Here is a 20,055-nt window from a genome sequence, read left to right on the forward strand (position 1 = left end):
TAATGATAGTTATTTTCGTTTCAATCAATATATGATGAGTAATAGAGCAATTGTCGAGCAATCAGAAGTCAATTTAAAAAAACAGGTTGATCTTATTCATTTAACGCTCGATATTAAAAAAAGAAGAGTTTTCAAAGAATATATTTATATTGCGAGTTCTGGATTCGCATAGTGATTAAGGACATTTGGGTCGATTATGAGTAAATCACTGGTAATTGTGGAGTCTCCTGCCAAGGCGAAAACAATTAATAAGTATCTTGGTAAAGACTATATAGTTAAGTCTAGTGTCGGTCACGTTCGCGATCTCCCTACATCTGGTCAAGCGAATAGTACAAAAAAAACCAAAGCTAAAACCAACAAAAACCTGTCTGCGGAAGAGAAGGCAAGAAATTCATTAGTGAAAAAAATGGGTGTTGACCCATATCATGAGTGGAAAGCCAATTATCAAATTCTTCCAGGCAAAGAAAAAGTGGTTGCTGAATTGCAGAAGCTGGCCAAAGACGCAGATTATGTTTATCTCGCAACGGATTTGGACCGTGAAGGGGAAGCAATTGCATGGCATTTAAAAGAAATAATCGGTGGTGATGAAGATCGCTATAAACGTGTTGTCTTTAACGAGATTACAAAGAATGCGATTCAGCAGGCATTTGAGCATCCGGGTGTTGTTAATATTGATGGCGTAAATGCGCAGCAGGCCCGGCGTTTTATGGACCGTGTTGTGGGTTTTATGGTTTCGCCATTATTGTGGAAAAAAGTTGCCCGGGGATTATCCGCCGGCAGAGTTCAGTCTGTTGCCGTAAAACTGCTTGTTGAACGGGAAAGAGAAATCAAAGCCTTTATTCCGGAAGAGTTCTGGGATATCAATGCAAATACGGAAACGTCCGGTTCAGAACAGTTAAAGCTATTAGTCGCTCAGAAAAATGGTGAATCGTTCAGACCCGGAAACGAAGAAGAAACCAATTCAGCGCTTGCGACACTGAAACGTGCTACCTATGAAGTCTGTAAGCGGGAAGATAAACCCACATCAAGTAAACCGACTGCACCATTTATAACGTCTACTTTGCAGCAGGCTGCCAGTACCCGTCTCGGTTACGGGGTTAAGAAAACCATGATGTTGGCTCAGCGGTTGTATGAAGCCGGGTATATTACTTATATGCGTACGGATTCGACCAATTTAAGTTCGGAAGCCATCGATGCTGTCAGAGCATACATTTCAGACAATTATGGTGAGAATTATCTGCCGGGTAAATTGAATGTATATGGCAGTAAGGAAAATGCGCAGGAAGCACACGAAGCCATTCGTCCATCAGATGTGACTGTTCTTGAAGCGGATTTAAAAGGTATGGATCCGGACGGACACAAGCTGTATTCACTGATTTGGAATCAGTTTGTGTCTTGTCAGATGACGCCTGCGAAATACATTTCCAGTACCATTAGCGTTAAAGCTGACGATTTTACATTAAAAGCAAAAGGCCGGATTCTGAAATTTGATGGTTGGACCCGTGTTCAACGTCCTTTGGGTAAAAATGAAGATCAGCTACTACCTGAAGTTAAGCTGGGCGATACGCTGACGCTGAAGTCTCTGGATCCTAAACAGCACTTTACCAAGCCACCGGCACGTTATACAGAAGCCGCTCTTGTTAAAGAATTAGAGAAGAGAGGTATTGGGCGTCCATCTACCTATGCTTCTATTATTTCAACGATTCAGGATCGTGGTTATGTAAAAGTTGAACAGCGTCGTTTTTATGCAGAAAAAATGGGCGAGATAGTGACGGATCGTCTCGACCAAAGCTTTCAGGATTTGATGAACTACGACTTTACTGCCCGTATGGAAGAGAAGCTCGATAAGATTGCTGAAGGTGATATGAACTGGAAGGGGGTTCTCGATAATTTCTTCCATGATTTTTCTGATGAGCTCAATGACGCTGAAAAAGATGAAGCTGAAGGCGGCATGAAGCCAAACCATATCGTACTTACGGATATAGAGTGTCCGACTTGTTCTCGTCCCATGGGTATCCGCACTGCATCCACAGGCGTCTTTCTTGGTTGTTCCGGATATGCTCTTCCTCCTAAAGAGCGTTGTAAGACGACCATAAACCTCGGTGATGAAGAGGGTATCATCAATGTTCTTGAAGAAGATGTCGAGACTGCGGCCCTGAGAGCAAAAAAACGTTGTCCTATTTGTGGTACAGCGATGGATGCTTATCTTATCGATGAGAAAAGAAAGCTTCATGTTTGTGGTAATAACCCTAATTGTGATGGATACGAAGTCGAATTCGGTGAGTTTAAAGTTAAAGGTTATGACGGGCCGGTTGTCGAATGCGATAAATGCGGTGCCGATATGGTGCTTAAAAATGGCCGGTTTGGGAAATATATGGGATGTACTAACGAAGAGTGTAAGAACACCCGTAAAATACTGAAGAATGGTGAAGTTGCACCGCCAAAAGAAGATCCGGTTCACTTCCCTGAATTACCATGCTCAAACTCTGATGCCTATTTTGTGCTCAGAGATGGTGCATCCGGGTTGTTTATGGCTGCCAGCAATTTCCCTAAATCCAGAGAGACCAGAGCGCCTCTTGTTGAGGAGTTTGTTAAGTATGAAGAGCGTATCTCAGATAAATTCAAATATCTGGCTTCAGCGCCCGCACAGGACCCGGACGGACGTCCTGCCGTGATACGCTTCAGTCGAAAATCTAAAGAACACTATGTCCGCTCTGAGGAGAATGGCAAACCTACTGGCTGGACTGCTTTGTACATCGACGGTGACTGGGTGATTACCGATAATCGGAAAAAAAGCAAGAAGTGATTTAGATGATAACAATTACCAAAAGCAGCTTCGGCTGCTTTTTTTGTGCTTTTCGACACTGGAAATAGAAAGAATTTGGTGTCATATGACTTAATTTATAATTTTGATCCTTTTTTCTGAATTTGTCCTAATCTTATTTTGTTTATGTGACCAATGTTGTGACTTTGAAATTACAATATATCAGATGCCGTAACTTAACGTTTTTATCATTGTATTCTTTTTAAAATTCGATAACTTATAAACAACATGTTGCACTGTATGTGCGATGTAAGAAAGATTCCCATAAAAAAAATGTCTCATTTTTGGGCAAGGAATGAAAAGAAAGTAGATGGAGAAATAAAAATATGGCTGGTGTATTAAGCATGATCTTAGCTGGGGGAGAAGGTTCTCGTTTAAGACCTCTTACTCAATCTCGAAGTAAACCCTCAGTCCCTTTCGGGGGAAGCTACCGCTTAATTGATTTTGCGCTTAATAATTTTGTTAACGCAGATATTATGCGGATTTACGTGTTAACCCAATTCAAATCACAATCCTTAAATTTACACTTAAAAAAAGGGTGGCACGTTTCAGGTATTACGGATCGTTTTATTGATGTTATACCTGCACAAATGAGAGATGGAAAACGTTGGTATGAAGGCACAGCTGACGCTATCTATCAAAATATTCGTTTTATTGAACTCGCTGAACCGGATTACGTCTGTATTTTTGGTTCGGACCACATCTATAAAATGGATGTCAGGCAAATGCTTGAATATCACAAATCAATGGAGGCAAAATTAACCGTATCAGCAATTAGAATGCCAATCAAAGATGCGTCTGGCTTTGGTGTAATTGAAGTGGATAAGAATGGGAAAATGGTAGGATTTCAGGAAAAACCACGTAATCCTAAATCGATTCCCGGAGAGCCTGATTGGGCGTTAGTCTCTATGGGGAACTATATTTTTGATTCTGATGCACTTTGTTCTGAACTCCGTGAGGACTGTATTGACCGAAACTCAAGTCATGATTTCGGTAAGGATATCATTCCTAAAATGTATCCTCGTGGAGACGTTTATGTGTATGACTTCTCATCTAACAAGATAAAAGGAGAGATCGATCATTACTGGCGGGATGTCGGTACTATCGATTCATACTGGGCTTCTCATATGGATTTATTGGTCAAAGATCCACAGTTCTCTCTCTATAATCGTAGCTGGCCACTGCATACTTACTATCCTCCATTACCACCGGCAACTTTTGTTGACGTTGAAAATCATAGAGTTAAGATAACAGATAGTTTGGTTTCCGGGGGAAGCTATGTGCAGGGAAGTCAGATTTATAAATCGGTTTTAGGCTATCGTAGTAATGTTGCATCGGGTTGTATGTTGAGTGAAACCGTTGTTCTTGGTGATACAAAAATTGGGGAAAATTGTATTATCAAGCGCGCGATAATTGACAAAGATGTAGAAATTGCTCCCGGAACAGTAATTGGTGAAGACTTAGAGTTAGATAGAAAACGCTATCATGTCTCACCTGGTGGTGTTGTTGTAGTGAGTAAAGGGGCGAAAGTTGGATTTTGACATGAAACAAATCGATGTTTGGTTTACTGTTTCAGAAGTGCAAGGGATTGTGAAAACTGGAGGGCTGGCGGATGTTGCTAAGGCCCTCCCTATCGCATTAAAAGATAAAGGCCTTTCTGTTCGGGTTGTTATGCCCGCTTATCGTTCTGTACCTGATATTGAAAGTTGTCCGATTGTACTGGATACCGAGTTATCGTATTGGCCGCATACTCCTTATAAAGTAAGAAGCGCCGAGTTTAACGGTATAGAAGTTTTTCTTATTGATAACGATGACTTTTTTAACAGACCGGAGCTTTATGCTGAGCATAACAGAGCCTATGCGGATAATGGAGACAGGTTCGCCTTTTTCTCTTCTGCAAGTTTGGATGTACTTCCCAAATTGGGTTTAAAGCCCGACGTTATACATGCTAATGACTGGCATACCGGATTGGTTCCTTTTCTGCTGAAGGTTCGTTATGTCAGTGACGATTATTTTGCAGACATGAAGAGTGTTCTGACCGTTCATAATGCTATGTTTAAAGGTGTATTTTCTGCCGATGAATTGCAGTCGATACCAGAATTGCATGTATCGGGGATGGAACATCTTCAATATGGATATGGTTATATCAGTATGTTACGTGCGGGCATTGCTTATGCAGACAGAGTTAATGCTGTTAGTCCTAATTATGCGATGGAGTTGATGACCCCTTTAGGTTCTCATGGACTGGTTGATGATTTTGTCAGTCGATCAAGGGATTTGTACGGAATTCTGAATGGCTGTGACTACTCAGAGTGGAACCCACAAACAGATGTTTATTTACCGAAAAATTACGATGCTTCTTCTGCTGAATCAGTAGCTGAAGGCAAATTAGCGAATAAAAATGCGCTGCAAGAGTCTTTCCACCTGCCTAAAAGAGATGTGCCTCTTTTTGGGATGGTATGCCGCTTGACGGCTCAGAAAGGATTTCATTACTTATTACCGATTTTGAGTGAATTTCTGCGAAATGATGTTCAGATTGCTATTGTTGGTACCGGTGAACCGGAAATGGCTAACCAGTTGCACAATATTGCATCTCAATATCCTGAAAAATGTGCATTTTTTGAAGCTTACAGTAATGAATATGCTCATTTGGTGGAAGCTGGAAGTGATTTCTTTCTGATGCCTTCGGAGTTCGAAGCTTGTGGTTTGAATCAAATCTACAGTATGGCTTACGGAACATTGCCTATAGTCCGGACGGTTGGAGGTCTGAAGGATACGGTCATTGATTTTGACCGGAACCCTGATGATGCGACAGGGTTTTCATTTAGTGATCCGACGCCTCAGGCATTATTGATTTGTATGCAAAGAGCGTTGATTTTGTACTTGCAGCAGCCTGATATTTATAAAGAGGTTCAGCTCAGAGCGATGTCGAGAGATTTCAGCTGGAGTGATTCTGCAAATGAGTACATAAAAATGTATAAAAATGCACTAATGTAACACTTTTGAAAGGCGCGTCAGCGCCTTTTTATGTTAGAGTTATCAGATTGTTATTGACAAATTTCTGATTAAAACAGATGACCGAAGGTACTCTCTATTTCAAAGAACATTTTCTATCTTCAGATGTTGACTGGATCGTATTCATTCATGGGGCAGGGGGGAGTAGCGCAACCTGGTATAAACAAATCAAGACTCTAAAACATCACTATAATCTTCTTTTGATTGATCTGCGTGGTCATGGTCGATCTTGTTCTTATATTGATGAAGCATCTGTCAATAATTATTCGTTTAATCTGATCGTTAATGATGTTCTGAAAGTGCTAGATAAGAATAATATTGCTAAGGCTCATTTTATAGGAATGTCATTAGGAACTATCATCGTAAGACATTTGGCAGAAATCAAACCTTCAGTGGTTTTGAGTATGACTTTAGCCGGTGCAGTAGTCAGTCTGACGTCTGCTGCCAATATGTTGGCAATACTGGGTAATGCATGTAAGAGTATTATTCCATATTTGTGGTTATATAAGTTTTTTGCCTGGATAATCATGCCTCACCGAAGTCAGAAGGAAGCGAGAAAATTATTTATCCGTGAAGCACGAAGTTTAAAAAGGATTGAGTTCCGACATTGGTTTGCTCTGATAGGAGAAGTCGATGAATTAATGAAAAGACTGGCGGTAAATAAGCCAACATGCCCAACGTTGTATGTCATGGGTGATAAGGACCGGTTCTTCTTAAACCTGGTTAGAAAGACGGTTACTGAGAGTTCGCTGTGTAGTATTTATGTCATTAATAATTGTGGTCACGTCTGTAATATCGAAAAAAACGAGGAATTTAATCAGATCGTGATTGATTTTATTGAAAGCCACCGCAGCTAATGATTTTAGTTGCGGTGGGTGTTCTTATAGACTAGCTGTGTGCGTTGAGTTGTTTTGATAACTCATCTCTGCGTTCTTTTGAGATAACAGACCAGTGGATACCATTTATTGCCCCTTCTAATGCCCATAGCAGTTCCAGAGACGGTGTGGAATTTGAGGTTTTTAAAATCGCGCTATACGCGTTTAGTGAACCTTGTTCAACCAGTTCGTCAACGGTTTTTATCCCCGCTTTTTTTAGCATTCTTTCAATTGATAATCTTAAATTGGGCAGATCTTTTATTCTTTGGGGACTGGACTTTAGCTGGTGCTTTTTTTCACTTTTAGCGAAAAGAAATGCATTTTTCGCTAGTGAAAATATGATTTCGGGAGTACTCCAGTAAGAGTGGGGAAGTGCATAATACTTGGTTACAACTGGAAATCCCTTTTTAGAATAGACATAGGGTTTAAACCCATCCTCATTAAAGGCGTCTTTTGAGTGTTTATCGGCACGAATATGAAGAAGATCATTAACGACTAATGCAAACATTACATCATCAACAAAAATTCCAAACCCACCGAACATTGAACGTGATTTAACTTCTCCAAGAGATTCGAACAATCTCATGGAATTTAGTAGTACTGGTTTATTCATTATTCTCTATCTCGATCTCGGTATATTATTACCCGCCGTCGCCGAATAACTAGCAAAAGTAATGAATCCTTTGTCATCGGCAACCCCGCTACCTTTCAGGTGACTGACTAAGGCCGGAAGCTTTGCGCCCCATTCTTTCAAATGGTTTGCCCATTTACCTGACATGCGAACTACGAAGATTCGCGATGTGTTCAATGTGATTCTAGTTCAATTTTTTTTGAACGGCAACCCGTATTTACAGGTTAAGAAAATGCTAACATTCTAATATGTAATAGGAAAAAATTATTCGTATAATAATTTATTGCAAATACAACAAATTAGCTTCATTTTATTGTCTTTACCGAGTCTCTGATGACAATTTCAGGTTTCATCTCAAAAACTCTACGTTCATGCTCTTTATTCTTAATACGTTCCAGTAAAATTTCAAAGGCATTTTTACCGACCCGTCGTTTGGGTTGGTGTATGGTTGTTAACGGTGGTGAGAAATATTCAGCTAGTTCTATATTATCATAGCCAATCACTGAAATATCATCCGGGACATTTACCCCTTTTTGCTGCAAGCGGCTTATTAATCCAAGAGCCATTGTGTCATTAAAACAGAAAACTGCTGTTGGTTTTTTATCCATAACCAGAATTTTATCGGCAGCAAGTACGGCGGTATCGCATTCGAAGTTACCTTCCAGAATCCAGTCATCTTCGACAGTAAGAGATGCTTCACTCATTGCCCGGCGAAATCCTTGTATACGTTCCTGACAGATTGCCTTAGAGAGATGACCGCTAAGGCATGCAATATCCCGGTGCCCATTATCAATTAAATATTTTGTAGCAAGATAGCCGCCCTCTTCTGAATTATCAATAATCTTATCACCATGAGCACTTTGAGCTCCCCAGTCCATGATAACTTTTGGAATATCATTGTAGGTATCAAGCATAGATAGAAGTTCATCTGTTAAATCAGAACAAATGACTAATATGCCATCGACCCGTTTTTCGGCAAGCATTCTGATGTAATCTCTCTGTTTTTCGTAGATGCCACCGGTATTACACAGAATTAAGGTGTAACCCTGCCGGTAACAATAGCTCTCGGCACCATCTATAACTTCAGAGAAAAAAGGGTTGGTGGATTGAGTAACCAGCATACCAATGGTCCTGGTCGAGTTACATTTCAGACTGCGGGCGACAGCACTGGGTGCGTAATTTAATTCTTTTACTGCGCCCATGACTTTTTCTTGTGTCGCTTCTGCAACAAACCGGGTCTTATTTATTACATGTGAAACCGTGGTTGTTGATACGCCGGCAAGGCGCGCAACATCTTTGATTGTGGCCATATTAATTCCTGTAGAATACTTAATGATATCAGTGAAACTGCTCAATATGGCCTAATCGTTAAATGTTTAGGGGAGGCCTTAAGCATTTAAAATAATAAAACCGCTTAACAAGCGGTTTTACACAATTGATTTGCTGATTGCTATAAATTAGCGACAGAATTTTAGTCTGGGGGCTGAAATAAGGCAATACAAAACATATAAAATTGTGACAATTTTATGAATGCTGCAGTGGATGCTTACACATGCTTTTTACAAAGTTGTCATTTCGTTTTTACTGACAGCCGCTTCCTGAGATGCAGCCCAATCTTTCAAATAGTGCCAGAAACGGCCCAGAGTTTCATGCCAGTAAATTTCAGTTTGTTCCAGATATTGTGAACCTGGAGTATATTTTACCCAAAACTGTTTAATATTTTTTTGTGCAAGATAATTGGTGGGGGCTGGGATTGGATTCAGTCCGGCCATCTTGAACTCGAGCATTGCCCGAGGCATATGACTGGCGGATGTAACAACGACCAGGCGGTCTTGTCCTACAAAAGCGGCTGTTTGTCTTGCTTCCTCCCAAGTATCGCGGGCGGTTTCCATTAGTACAATGTCAGATTTAGCGACACCGAGAGATAGGGCGACTTTGGCCAGCATCCGGGCATGGCTAATACCTGTGCCTCCGGCATAACCGGAAAGAATGAGCTTTGAACCGGGATACATACGATTAATCCTAATACCTTCGGCTAATCTCATCAATGCCGTACGGCTAATTTGAGATGTTGGTGGAAGTGAGTCATCAACAACGTGCCCATTGCCTAAAACAAGAATGTAATCAATATTACCTTCAATTGGGAGAAAGGAGTGGTATTGTCGCTCTAATGGCATAAGAAGGCGCGATGATACCGGTTGAAAAGACGCTAAGAAAAGGGTGACATAAGAGAACAGAATAATGACACATCCTGTTTTTCTTTTTCGTGTAAACATCACCAGCATAAGTCCGGCGAAACCAAGAATAAGCAGGGCTGGGAGTGGCATAACCACCGAAGCCAGAATTTTTTTTAACTCAAACATAGAAAATAGCCCGAAAAAACATCAGTTGAGAGTAAAATCTCAGAATCCCTCTTTATTATTGCCATTCCTATGACAGAATAACCATACGATTCGTTATCATAACTCAAATTAAAGTGACTGAAGATCGCAATTTCGACGATATTGCCCACAAATTTGTGAAAAACATATACGGCTCAGATAAAGGCGAAATTCGTCAAATCATTGTCTGGGAAGATTTTGAGCAAATTTTACAAAGCTTTTCAAATAATTGTTTCCCTCTTTCTATTTTAGATGCAGGAGGGGGGCTAGCGCAACTTTCCCAAAAACTGGCAAAGCAGGGGCATGATATAACATTGTGTGATGTTTCATCCGAAATGCTGAAACTGGCAGAAGAAGACATAAAGATAAAGGGACTTTCTGAGCAGTTTAAGTTCGTTCACAGTCCTGTTCAGGAACTGGATCTTAATCAATATGGGAATAATGATTTAATCCTTTTCCATGCTGTAATGGAGTGGTTATCTGAACCAGAATTAGTGTTGAAGCAATTATTGTCTTTTGCTAAAAAAGGCGGAATTGTGTCGATTATGTTTTACAATCAGCACGGTTTATTATTTAAAAATGCAGTCTGTGGCAATATCCCGCATGTTCTTAATGGTATGCCATATCGTAAAAGGTTTAAACTTCAACCTCAGAAAGGTTTGATACCTGATGATGTTTATCGGTGGATCGAAGATAGCGGTTTTTCTATTGAAGGGCGCTCTGGAATTCGATCTTTTGCAGACTATATCGGAAACCGGAAAAATATGGGAGAGTACTCCTTTGATGAGCTGTTAGAGCTGGAAAGAACCTATTGCCGGCAGGAGCCTTTCCTATCGATGGGAAGGTATATCCATGTTTGGGCTCGTAAGTTATAAAGGTTGAGTAGTGATTGAAGAGACTCAGGAAAAAGAACTACAACCAATAGATGAATTAGTTTATTGGGTTAAAACGAATGGTTTTTCGCTGAATCTGACTTCAGAGAAGTTGGCTTTTTTGATTGCGATAGCCGTTCTGAATGGCGATAAATTTGATGAAGAACTGGGTGAAGGTGAATTGCACGATGCCTTTAAGATAGTATCTGATATGTTTGAGGACACGGCAGATGCGTCATCATTTCGTGCAAATAACGCGATTAATGACTTAGTAAGTCAGCGTTTATTGCGACGGTTTACCAGTGAGCTGAACGATGGGAATAGCATTTACCGACTGTCTCCATTGGCAATTGGTATCACCGATCATTATATCCGTCACCGTCAGTTTTCAAAATTGAGGCTATCCATTCAACTGGCTATGCTCGCAGATGAAATGAGCAAAGCCACTGACGCTGCTGTTAAAGGTGGTTCGCAGGCATACTGGCAAAAAGAAGTATACGGAGTGTTGAAATATTCTGTTGCTGAGATTTTTGATCAGATTGATATGAATCAGAGAGTGATGGACGAGCAACAACAGGAAGTGAAAGATGATATTGCTCAGTTGTTAAATAAAGACTGGCGCGAGGCTATTCATAATTGTGAAAAATTACTCTCTGAAACATCGAATACATTGAAAGAATTACAGGATACGCTTCAGGCTGCCGGTGATAATTTACAGACGCAGATTTTAGATATTCAGGAGATCGTGCATGGTCGTGATGAACTGGATTTTATTAGTGAAATCTTATATATGCTGCAAATTAAACTGGACCGGATTATCAGTTGGGGTCAGCAGGCAATAGACCTCTGGATTGGTTATGATCGGCATGTGCATAAATTCATTCGTACCGCTATTGATATGGATCAGAACAGAGCTTTCAGTCAGAGACTCAGAGAGTCCATCAAACATTATTTTGAACATCCGTGGATGCTTACATTTGCGAATGCGGAGCGCCTCCAGGATATGAGAGATGACTCACTGGTACTTCGTGATGAAGAAGTCACGGGAGCTGTTCCTGAAGCGCTGGAATTTGAAGAATTTGAGGAAGTAAGTAATCAGTTGTCTGAAAAAATAGGAGAGATGTTGTCTGTTCATAAAAAGCAGGGGACCCCACTTGATCTTGGGACAGTACTTCGTGAATATCTGGCAGAACATCCATATGCACATCATTTTGATTTAGCAAGAATTGTAATTGACCAAGCCGTGAGGCTTGGCTATTCAGAAGCTGATTACAGAGCCATTCAGCCGGACTGGCAGGCAATAAACGATTTTGGCGCAAAGGTACAAGCAAATGTCATCGACAGATATTAATGACTATATGCCGGAGAAACTGGCAAAAGCAATTTCAAATCCACTTTTCCCCGCACTGGACAGTTTATTGCGGGGAGGAAGACATATTTCTACGGATGATCTTGATAATCATGCGTTTCTGCTTGAATTTGAAATTGAATTATCTCAATTTTATCAACGTTATAATACTGAATTAGTCCGGGCGCCTGAGGGTTTTTTCTATCTGAGACCACGATCTACGTCGTTAATTAACAGAAGTGTTCTGTCTGAACTGGATATGTTAGTTGGGAAAGTGTTGTGTTTTTTATACTTAAGTCCTGAGCGCCTTGCTCATGAAGGTATTTTTACTCAACAGGAGCTTTTTGATGAACTGTTGTCTTTAACTGATGAAAATAAATTGCTTAAGCTGTCCGCCAATCGTGCAACAGGGTCTGATTTAGATAAAGAAAAGCTATTCGATAAAGTTAGGGGATCTCTCCGTCGTTTAAAGCGCATGGGGATGTTAATTACCATCGGGGAAATGTCAAAATTCCGAATAACAGAAGCGGCATTTCGTTTTGGTGCGGATGTCAGAACCGGTGAAGATCCTAAACAGGCTCAGATTCGGTTAATCAGAGATGGCGAGGCAGTTGTTCAAAGTGATGACTTATCACCAAATCAACAAAATTTGTCTTATGATGACAGCGAAGAAACAGATGAACAGGCAGAATTAGAACGTGCAGAAGGTGAAGCATGATTGAACGGGGTAAATATCAGTCATTAACAATGATCAACTGGAATGGTTTTTTTGCCCGTACATTTGATATCGATGACTTAGTAACGACACTGTCTGGCGGGAACGGTGCCGGGAAGTCAACGACAATGGCGGCATTCATCACTGCGTTAATTCCGGATCAGAGCCTGCTGCATTTCCGAAATACGACCGAAGCCGGAAGTTCTCAGGCGTCAAGGGACAAAGGACTGTTTGGTAAATTACAACCTGGTACCTGTTATTCATGTCTGGATGTCGTGAACTCAAAAAAACAGCGTCTGTTGTTTGTTGTTAAGCTTCAGCAAGTCGCCGGAAGAGATAAAAAAGTTGATATTAAACCTTTTTTGGTTCAAGGGCTGCCAAGTGATAAAAAACCGACTGATATCTTGACGGAAACATTGTCGACCGGACAGGCTCGTGTTCGTCAACTGAATGAAGTTAAAGAGGTATTGGTTGGATTAGAAGGGGTAAACTGCAAAACATTTAACTCAATTGTTGATTATCATACTCAAATGTTTGATTTTGGTGTGATTCCTAAAAAATTACGCTCTGGTTCCGATCGCGGGAAATTTTATAGATTAATTGAAGCTTCATTATATGGCGGTATCTCGAGTGCAATTACCCGTTCACTGAGAGATTATTTACTACCACAAAATGGTGGAGTCAAAAAAGCATTTCAGGATATGGAATCCGCCTTACGTGAAAACCGGATGACATTAGAAGCGATAAAAACAACTCAGACGGATCGCGATTTATTCAAACACCTGATTGCAGAGTCAACGGATTATGTTGCTGCAGATTACATGCGTCACGCTAATGAAAGGCGTATGAAACTTGAAAACGCTTTGTCGTTTCGTCAGGAATTGCTGGAATCACAGTCTTCTTTGTTGATTCAGAATGAACGTTTGCAGAATGCTCATTCTGAGCTCGATGAATTAGCCTCACAGGAAAATCATGTTGAGCTGGATTATCAGTCGGCAAGTGATCATCTTCAGCTGGTTCAGAGTGCGTTACGTCAGAAAGAAAAAATTGAGCGTTACCGTGAAGATCTGGAAGACATTCATTACCGGCTGGAAGAACAACTGATGGTGGTCGAAGAAGCTCAGGAAAAAGTCTTGTCCGGTGAAGAGCTATATGCCCATTATGAGGATGAAGTTGACAGCCTGAAAACTCAGTTAGCCGATTACCAACAGGCATTGGATATTCAGCAGACCAGAGCTTTACAATATCAACAGGCATGGCAGCTATTGCAGCAGGCTAAAACAGAGCTGGGTAATGATGCCTTATCGGTTGATGATATTGCGGATTATGTTGCTGACTTACAGAGTAAGCAGACGGAGCTGACGGAACGTCTATTAGCCACTAAGCACAAGCTGGATATCGTTTCTGCGGCCACTCAAAATTTTGATGAAGCGTATTCGCTGGTGAAAGAACTGGTGCCGACGGTTAGCCGGAAAGAGGCGAAACATGTCGCTCAATCTTATATCCTTCAGAGACAAGACGCAGAAAGAACGCTTGATAATGAGCCTCAGTGGCTGGATAGTCTGAATTCCCTTTCTCAACGTATCCAATCGGTTGAAGAAGTGGCACTGCTCAGAAATGATTATGTCGCTCAATGTGGTGTTTCATTAGGAGAGCTGTCTGATGTCGAGCTGGAATCTGAAAAATGTCAGGAACGGATAGATGAGGCAGAACAGCTTCTTGAGGAGAGCCGGGAGCAAAAGCGGGCTTTGGTGGCAAGTCGCGAAACATTGACAAAAGATCTGCAGGAACTTGAGAAAAAAGCGCCGGCCTGGATTGAAGCTCAGCGTGCATTACATCAGATCGAAGAGCAAAGAGCCGTATCTCTGACGTCTCAGTCGGAGGTTTTGACTGAAATGCAGAAAGTGCTGGATGATGAGAAAGTACAATCCAAGTTAAAGGATGAGCTGTTTAGAAAACGTGAGTCGGTAGAACAGGAAATTGAACGCCTTGGATTGCCGGGCGGGGCTAATGACCCTCGTTTGAAAGCGTTGGCGGACTCCGTCGGTGGCATATTACTATCCGAAATTTATGATGATATTACACTGGATGATGCGCCGTATTTTAGTGCGATGTATGGCCCGGCACGACACGCTATTGTGGTCAGTGATCTGGATGGTGTGAAAGAAATTCTGAGCAATATGGATGATTGCCCGGAAGATATTTATGTTATTGAAGGCGATATTGATGCTTTTGATGACAGCAGTTTTGATGCCGAAGAGCTTGATGGGGCTGTTTGTGTTCAGCTGAACGATAAGCAGCTACGGTACTCCCGTTTTCCCAAAATACCTTTATTCGGGCGAGCAGCAAGAGAACAGCGTCTGGAGTTATTAAGAGAGGAAAGGGATGACATAGTGGAATCTCATGCAAAGGCGGCGTTTGATTCTCAGAAATTGCAGCGTTTGTATCAGGCTTTTAATGAATTTGTGTCCCAGCACCTTTCTATCGCATTTGAAGAAGATCCTGAAGCAAAAATAGATGAAAAGCGTAGATTGCTTGCTCAAATGGAACCTGAACTTCAGGAATTAGAGAGTAAAGCAATGCAATATCAGACAGCATTGAAAGATAGTCAACATGTCCGCTCTGTATTAGAGAAAATTTCCCATCAGATTGGTGAACTGAATAATCTTGAGCTTTTATCTGAGAAAAAAATTCAGTTAGAAGAAAAACTTGAAAATGTTGCTGATGCAAAGCTGTTTATAAACCGGCACGGGCAGGTTATTGAAAATTTGCAGGTCAGAATTAACGGTCTGGAAGTTGATCCGGAAGAAAGAGATACCTTGCAAGAGGAGTATCAGTCGGTTGATGATGAACTGCAGAGACTGAAACGTCAGTTATTTGCATTGAGTAATTTATATGAACGCCGTCATCATCTTGCCTATGAAGAATCGGTAAGTTTGGCGGATCATAGTTCTGAATTAAGTGAACAACTGAAACAACAACTTGTTGTCGCTGAAGAGAAACGAGCTCAGTCCAGAGACGGGCTGAAACAGATTCAGCAACAATATAATCAGTATAACCAGCTATTGGCTTCATTAAAGAGTGCCTACCAGTCTAAGCAGGAGACGGTTCAGGAATTTGAGCAGGAGTTATCTGATCTTGGGGTAGATGCTGATGAGCATTCACTTGAAAGAGCAGAACGGCGTAAAATGCAGCTACATAATCAAATCAGCACACTCCGCTCAAGACACAGTGAGCTGGAACGATTAGTGACAGCCACTGAACTTGAAATGTCTGCATTGATGAAACGTGTGAAGAAAGTAAAAAAAGAGTATTCCGAAACACGAAAATTTGTCGTCAATGCGAAAGCTGGATGGTGTTCTGTCCTTAAACTGGCCCGAGAAAATGATGTAGACCGGCGTTTAAATAAGCGGGAACTGGTTTATCTGAGTGCCGATGAATTACGATCCATGTCTGATAAGGCATTAGGAGCACTTCGTATTGCAGTCGCAAATAATGAAGTTTTGCGTGATGCTTTGCGACATTCAGAAGATAATGCTCATCCTGAGAAAAAAGTATTGTTCTATATTGCCGTTTATCAGCATCTCAGAGAGCGGATTCGTCAGGATATCATTAAGACTGATGACCCGGTTGAAGCGATTGAAGAAATGGAAGTCGAACTGGCAAGACTGACAGAAGAACTGAATTTACGGGAAATGAGACTGGCAATTAGTTCTGAATCGGTTGCAAGTATAATTCGTAAAACAATTCAACGTGAGGAAAACCGCATCCGGATGCTCAATCAGGGCCTATCGAATATTCACTTTGGTCAGGTTAATGGTGTTCGTCTGAATGTTAAAATTCGTGAGAGCCATGAGACATTACTCCTAAGTCTTGCAGATCAGCAGTCACAGCATAAAGATCTATTTGATAGTGCCAAATATTCATTCTCAGAGGCAATGGCAAAACTGTTCCAGAGAGTGAATCCACACATTGACTTAGGACAGCGCTCACCACAGATCTTTGGTGAAGAATTGCTGGATTACAGGAACTATCTGGAACTGAGCGTTGAGGTTAACCGTGGGTCTGATGGGTGGTTACAGGCTGAATCCGGAGCGTTATCGACGGGAGAAGCAATTGGTACCGGACAATCCATTTTGCTTATGGTTATTCAGAGCTGGGAAGAAGAATCAAGACGTCTTCGCAGCAAAGATATTGTGCCTTGCCGGTTACTCTTTCTCGATGAAGCTGCACGGCTGGATGGAAAATCAATTTCCACCCTGTTTGAATTGTGTGAGAGACTGGATATGCAGTTACTTATCGCCGCGCCTGAAAATATCAGTCCTGAAAAAGGAACAACATATAAGCTGGTTCGTAAAGTCTTCAAGGACCATGAACATGTTCATGTCGTTGGTTTGAAGGGATTTGGAAAAACGGCCAGTAAGCCTGAGTTACATTAAACTATGAAAAGGGAAGCATTTGCTTCCCGTTATTCCTATTACTTCAGAGGCCGACCACTATGAAACTTAAAATCAGTATCTGGTGAACTAATTAGCTCAGCCTCTACTTCACCAAAAAATTTAACTCTCTCCGAGATATCAGATTCAGCAACACTTTGAGCCAGGGCTAAGTAGTCTTGATAATGCCTGGCTTCTGATCGCAACAATGAAACATAAAACTTATTTAACTCATCGTCTAAATATGGCGCTAACTTAGCGAACCGCTCACAAGACCTTGCCTCGATGTATGCTCCACATATCAGCTTGTCTATCAGTGTTTCAGGTTCATGAGTTCTTACGTGAGTCATCAGCCCCTTCGCATAACGACCAGCAGTGATGTTCTTGTATGGAATACCTCTGGACTGCATAATTTCGAGAACTTGATAAAAGTGGTGTAACTCCTCATTAATGAGCAAAATCATCTTATTGATAAGGTCTTGGCCAAGTTGAGAGTCAGATTCAGGAACAACAGATTTACTAAATTTTAAGTTTTTAGCCAGTTTATCCAAATCCCCCTCTTTTCGATAAATAAAGTCTTCGTATGGCTTTAGCCACGCTAATAAAGCATCACCACTTTTTTTATCGACAGCATATTTTCTAATCAGCCATAAAGCTGTCTGTGCAGCTTTAAGCTCTGCCATCAAATGATCAGTTAGGATTAATTGTAAATTTTCTGTTTTTTTTGCTTTGTTAACCCATTCATCAGGTGTTTCACAGTGAAGAAACGAGTTAACAGGCTCTAATAGCTTTTGCATGTCAGACATCTTATGCTTTTGAACTTTTATTTATCGTAACATATCGGATATTGCTACACTATTTGCTTGTATAGCCATATTAATGAATACCATGACTCATGGATATGAGCCGTATATTCATCTGGTTATAGTGTTTACATCATTCAATTTTGAGGGGCATACATGCTTTCAACATATTGAATAAATGGATCTAGGCAGTTGAACCCTCTTAATACGATCCGCGAACTGGTTCAACTTTTTTCAGTAATCCATATGTCTTTTAGTTCAGGCCATCCCCAGTTTGAAATAGAGACTCCTTGAATTTCATCCTGAAATAATACGACTTGTAAGTGATGAAATAACGGTATTATCCAAAAATTATTGATCATTTGACAAGCCAATTTTTCCAACTTTATATCATAATGATCTATGGTATTTGTTTTTCTTATTAATCTCAGATTATTGAAAAAAAATTGGCTTTTACTATTTGATAATGAAATTCTAAATAGTGGATCTGCATAAAACCAGCGAAACAATGATATCGGTCTGTTATCATCAATATTTACACTGGTCAGAATTATTTGTTCTGATAACCTATTTATTCTGGCACGATGTTGTATGTCAACAAGAGAATAATAATGCACCACACAACATACATTTTGTTTCTCTAGCAGGCGAGTAATCGCTTCTGCGTAATATCTGAGATCGCGTTGGTCATACACGGCTATTTTTATTGTTTCTGGCAGCGTGATTTTAGGTGAGAATATCTTTGGAACGGCTTGCCATGAATGAAGTAAATTTCTGGCAATAACGGTACCTAATATAGAAATATCCAAATGCTGCTCCTGAATAATATTTTCAGGAGCTAAGTAAGTTGATAGCCATTGCCGTTGTTCACTTGTCAACGGAGAAAAGGCTTGATTAAGATTAAACAATAAGTATTGGCAACCGTATTCAAGTCTGACATGTTCTTTATTAGCAGCGTTCGATGTATGATTGTCAAGTTTAAGCTGGACTTTTCCAACATATGATTGATGTGATTGCGATGTATTATTAGCCGAAACTGTTTCATCAGCCACGTGCCAAATGGCGATTTTTTCCGGCAACGCCCGACTACCATAGAAATCACGAAAAGCTGATAGATACAATGTATTTTCAGTATGTTCTTTAACTTGAAAGAATCCACTGCCAATAACCGGATGTCTTAAATTCGCGCTCAGTTGCTCCGGCGGTTGGATAGCGTATTTTATATCTGATAAAAGTCCCGGAAAACTGAGATCGGGTTCACTCAAAGTAAACTTAACACATAGCGGTTGAACGGCTGAGATCTCTTTTAGGTGCTCCAATTCAATCTTATAGTCTGGATGGGATTTTAATTGAGTGAATAAGTTTGATACAACGTCAGCATTGATCACCTCTCCATTATGAAAGGTGAGATCCGGTCGCAAATAAAAAGACCACTGCTGATCATTATCTTCACTTATCCAATGATGGCTTAATTGGCTTGATATCACGCCTTTTTCATCACATTGAGTCAGGCAACTGTAGATTTGGCGTAATAGGAAACGTTCACTATTTTTCTGGGGTGTATGAGGAAGTAATGCGGAAAAAGGACGATAGTATGTGAGTCGGAGGCATAGTTGTCCTTCTTTATAGGTCGCACCAGTGGTTGTTTTAAGTAGAGTGCCAAGTCGACACTGATTTTCTTCGAGCACTGCGAGAGCCTTATCGTATAGGCCCTGTTCAATACATTCTAATGCAATAAGCTCTTCAAGCTGGCTCAAATCGTAATTAAGAAAAAGCAGAGAACGATGACCCCGTCCGGTATTAGGATGCCAGTCTATCCACCCAATATCTCGCATTTGATTTATCAAATTTCTGGCATGACGTATCGTTGTGCAGAGCGTATCTGCAATATCGCTTAAGGTAATCCAACAGTTTTGAAGTGAACCGTATGGGATTAAGCGTTTATAGTATCTCAACAGTTTGACTTTTAACAAGGTTACCACCCCTTTGGGGTTATGTTCTATGATTACAATGATTCGTGTTATTAATTAAATACAGGCCTTAACTGGCATGCTGTAAAATAATGACAGACGTTCTAATTGCTATGTAGTTACCTTTTATTTGATTCACTTTCTTTATTCTCATTTTCAAGGTGTAGGTTAAGCAATGATGACAT

Annotated in this window: 13 protein-coding genes and 1 riboswitch; of the genes, 8 read left to right on the plus strand and 5 right to left on the minus strand. The window is 40.6% G+C overall.

Translation table 11 applies throughout. The features are described 5' to 3' along the window. Nucleotides 1–196: 196 nt before the first annotated feature. The 4 genes from topA (at nt 197) to LRQ06_RS20695 (ending at nt 6,696) form a co-directional block, all read left to right on the plus strand. Entirely contained in the window at nt 197–2,806 is a 2,610-nt protein-coding gene (topA, locus tag LRQ06_RS20680) for a type I DNA topoisomerase (RefSeq protein ID WP_232768921.1), read from the plus strand. A 344-nt stretch (nt 2,807–3,150) separates the two neighbouring features. Then, nucleotides 3,151–4,365, plus strand: coding sequence for a glucose-1-phosphate adenylyltransferase (gene glgC, locus LRQ06_RS20685; protein WP_232768922.1), 1,215 nt, complete (start codon nt 3,151–3,153; stop codon nt 4,363–4,365). Nucleotide 4,366: 1 nt separating this feature from the next. Beyond that, nucleotides 4,367–5,821: a glycogen synthase GlgA gene (glgA, locus tag LRQ06_RS20690; protein WP_232768923.1), complete on the plus strand. Its 1,455-nt coding sequence runs from the start codon at nt 4,367–4,369 to the stop codon at nt 5,819–5,821. A 77-nt stretch (nt 5,822–5,898) separates the two neighbouring features. Next, nucleotides 5,899–6,696: an alpha/beta fold hydrolase gene (locus LRQ06_RS20695; RefSeq protein WP_232768924.1), complete on the plus strand. Its 798-nt coding sequence runs from the start codon at nt 5,899–5,901 to the stop codon at nt 6,694–6,696. A 31-nt stretch (nt 6,697–6,727) separates the two neighbouring features. Here LRQ06_RS20695 and LRQ06_RS20700 read toward each other — a convergent pair whose 3' ends face one another. From LRQ06_RS20700 to elyC, 3 genes are all read right to left on the minus strand, one after another. Then, nucleotides 6,728–7,327 (minus strand): TfoX/Sxy family DNA transformation protein, encoded by a 600-nt coding sequence (locus LRQ06_RS20700; protein ID WP_232768925.1) that lies wholly within the window; start codon nt 7,325–7,327, stop codon nt 6,728–6,730. Between the two features lie 75 nt (nt 7,328–7,402). Then, nucleotides 7,403–7,488, minus strand: a riboswitch (cyclic di-GMP riboswitch). Between the two features lie 162 nt (nt 7,489–7,650). Next, nucleotides 7,651–8,655 carry an HTH-type transcriptional repressor PurR gene (purR, locus tag LRQ06_RS20705; RefSeq protein ID WP_232768926.1) on the minus strand — a complete coding sequence of 335 codons (1,005 nt, stop codon included), beginning with the start codon at nt 8,653–8,655 and terminating at the stop codon, nt 7,651–7,653. A 249-nt stretch (nt 8,656–8,904) separates the two neighbouring features. Next, nucleotides 8,905–9,708: an envelope biogenesis factor ElyC gene (elyC, locus tag LRQ06_RS20710; protein WP_232768927.1), complete on the minus strand. Its 804-nt coding sequence runs from the start codon at nt 9,706–9,708 to the stop codon at nt 8,905–8,907. Between the two features lie 113 nt (nt 9,709–9,821). Between elyC and cmoM the strand changes: the two genes are divergently transcribed. The 4 genes from cmoM to mukB are packed head-to-tail and all read left to right on the plus strand — an operon-like array spanning nt 9,822 to nt 17,100. Continuing rightward, complete coding sequence (cmoM, locus tag LRQ06_RS20715; protein WP_232768928.1) at nt 9,822–10,601, plus strand: tRNA uridine 5-oxyacetic acid(34) methyltransferase CmoM; 780 nt, start codon at nt 9,822–9,824, stop codon at nt 10,599–10,601. Between the two features lie 10 nt (nt 10,602–10,611). After that, nucleotides 10,612–11,949, plus strand: coding sequence for a chromosome partition protein MukF (gene mukF / locus LRQ06_RS20720; protein ID WP_232768929.1), 1,338 nt, complete (start codon nt 10,612–10,614; stop codon nt 11,947–11,949). Then, complete coding sequence (gene mukE, locus LRQ06_RS20725) at nt 11,930–12,664, plus strand: chromosome partition protein MukE (protein WP_232768930.1); 735 nt, start codon at nt 11,930–11,932, stop codon at nt 12,662–12,664. The genes mukF and mukE overlap by 20 nt, the downstream gene beginning before the upstream one ends. Next, nucleotides 12,661–17,100 carry a chromosome partition protein MukB gene (mukB, locus tag LRQ06_RS20730; protein ID WP_232768931.1) on the plus strand — a complete coding sequence of 1,480 codons (4,440 nt, stop codon included), beginning with the start codon at nt 12,661–12,663 and terminating at the stop codon, nt 17,098–17,100. Before mukE ends, mukB begins: the two co-directional genes overlap by 4 nt. Before the next feature lie 38 nt (nt 17,101–17,138). Here mukB and miaE read toward each other — a convergent pair whose 3' ends face one another. Both miaE and LRQ06_RS20740 read right to left on the minus strand, forming a co-directional pair. After that, a complete protein-coding gene (gene miaE / locus LRQ06_RS20735) occupies nt 17,139–17,903 on the minus strand; it encodes a tRNA isopentenyl-2-thiomethyl-A-37 hydroxylase MiaE (RefSeq protein WP_232768932.1) in 765 nt (254 codons plus the stop codon). 221 nt (nt 17,904–18,124) lie between these two features. Further along, a complete protein-coding gene (locus LRQ06_RS20740) occupies nt 18,125–19,873 on the minus strand; it encodes an SgrR family transcriptional regulator (protein WP_232768933.1) in 1,749 nt (582 codons plus the stop codon). Between the last annotated feature and the right edge of the window lie 182 nt (nt 19,874–20,055).

The sequence above is a fragment of the Vibrio salinus genome (assembly GCF_021272385.1).
Classification (GTDB): Bacteria; Pseudomonadota; Gammaproteobacteria; order Enterobacterales; family Vibrionaceae; genus Vibrio; species Vibrio salinus.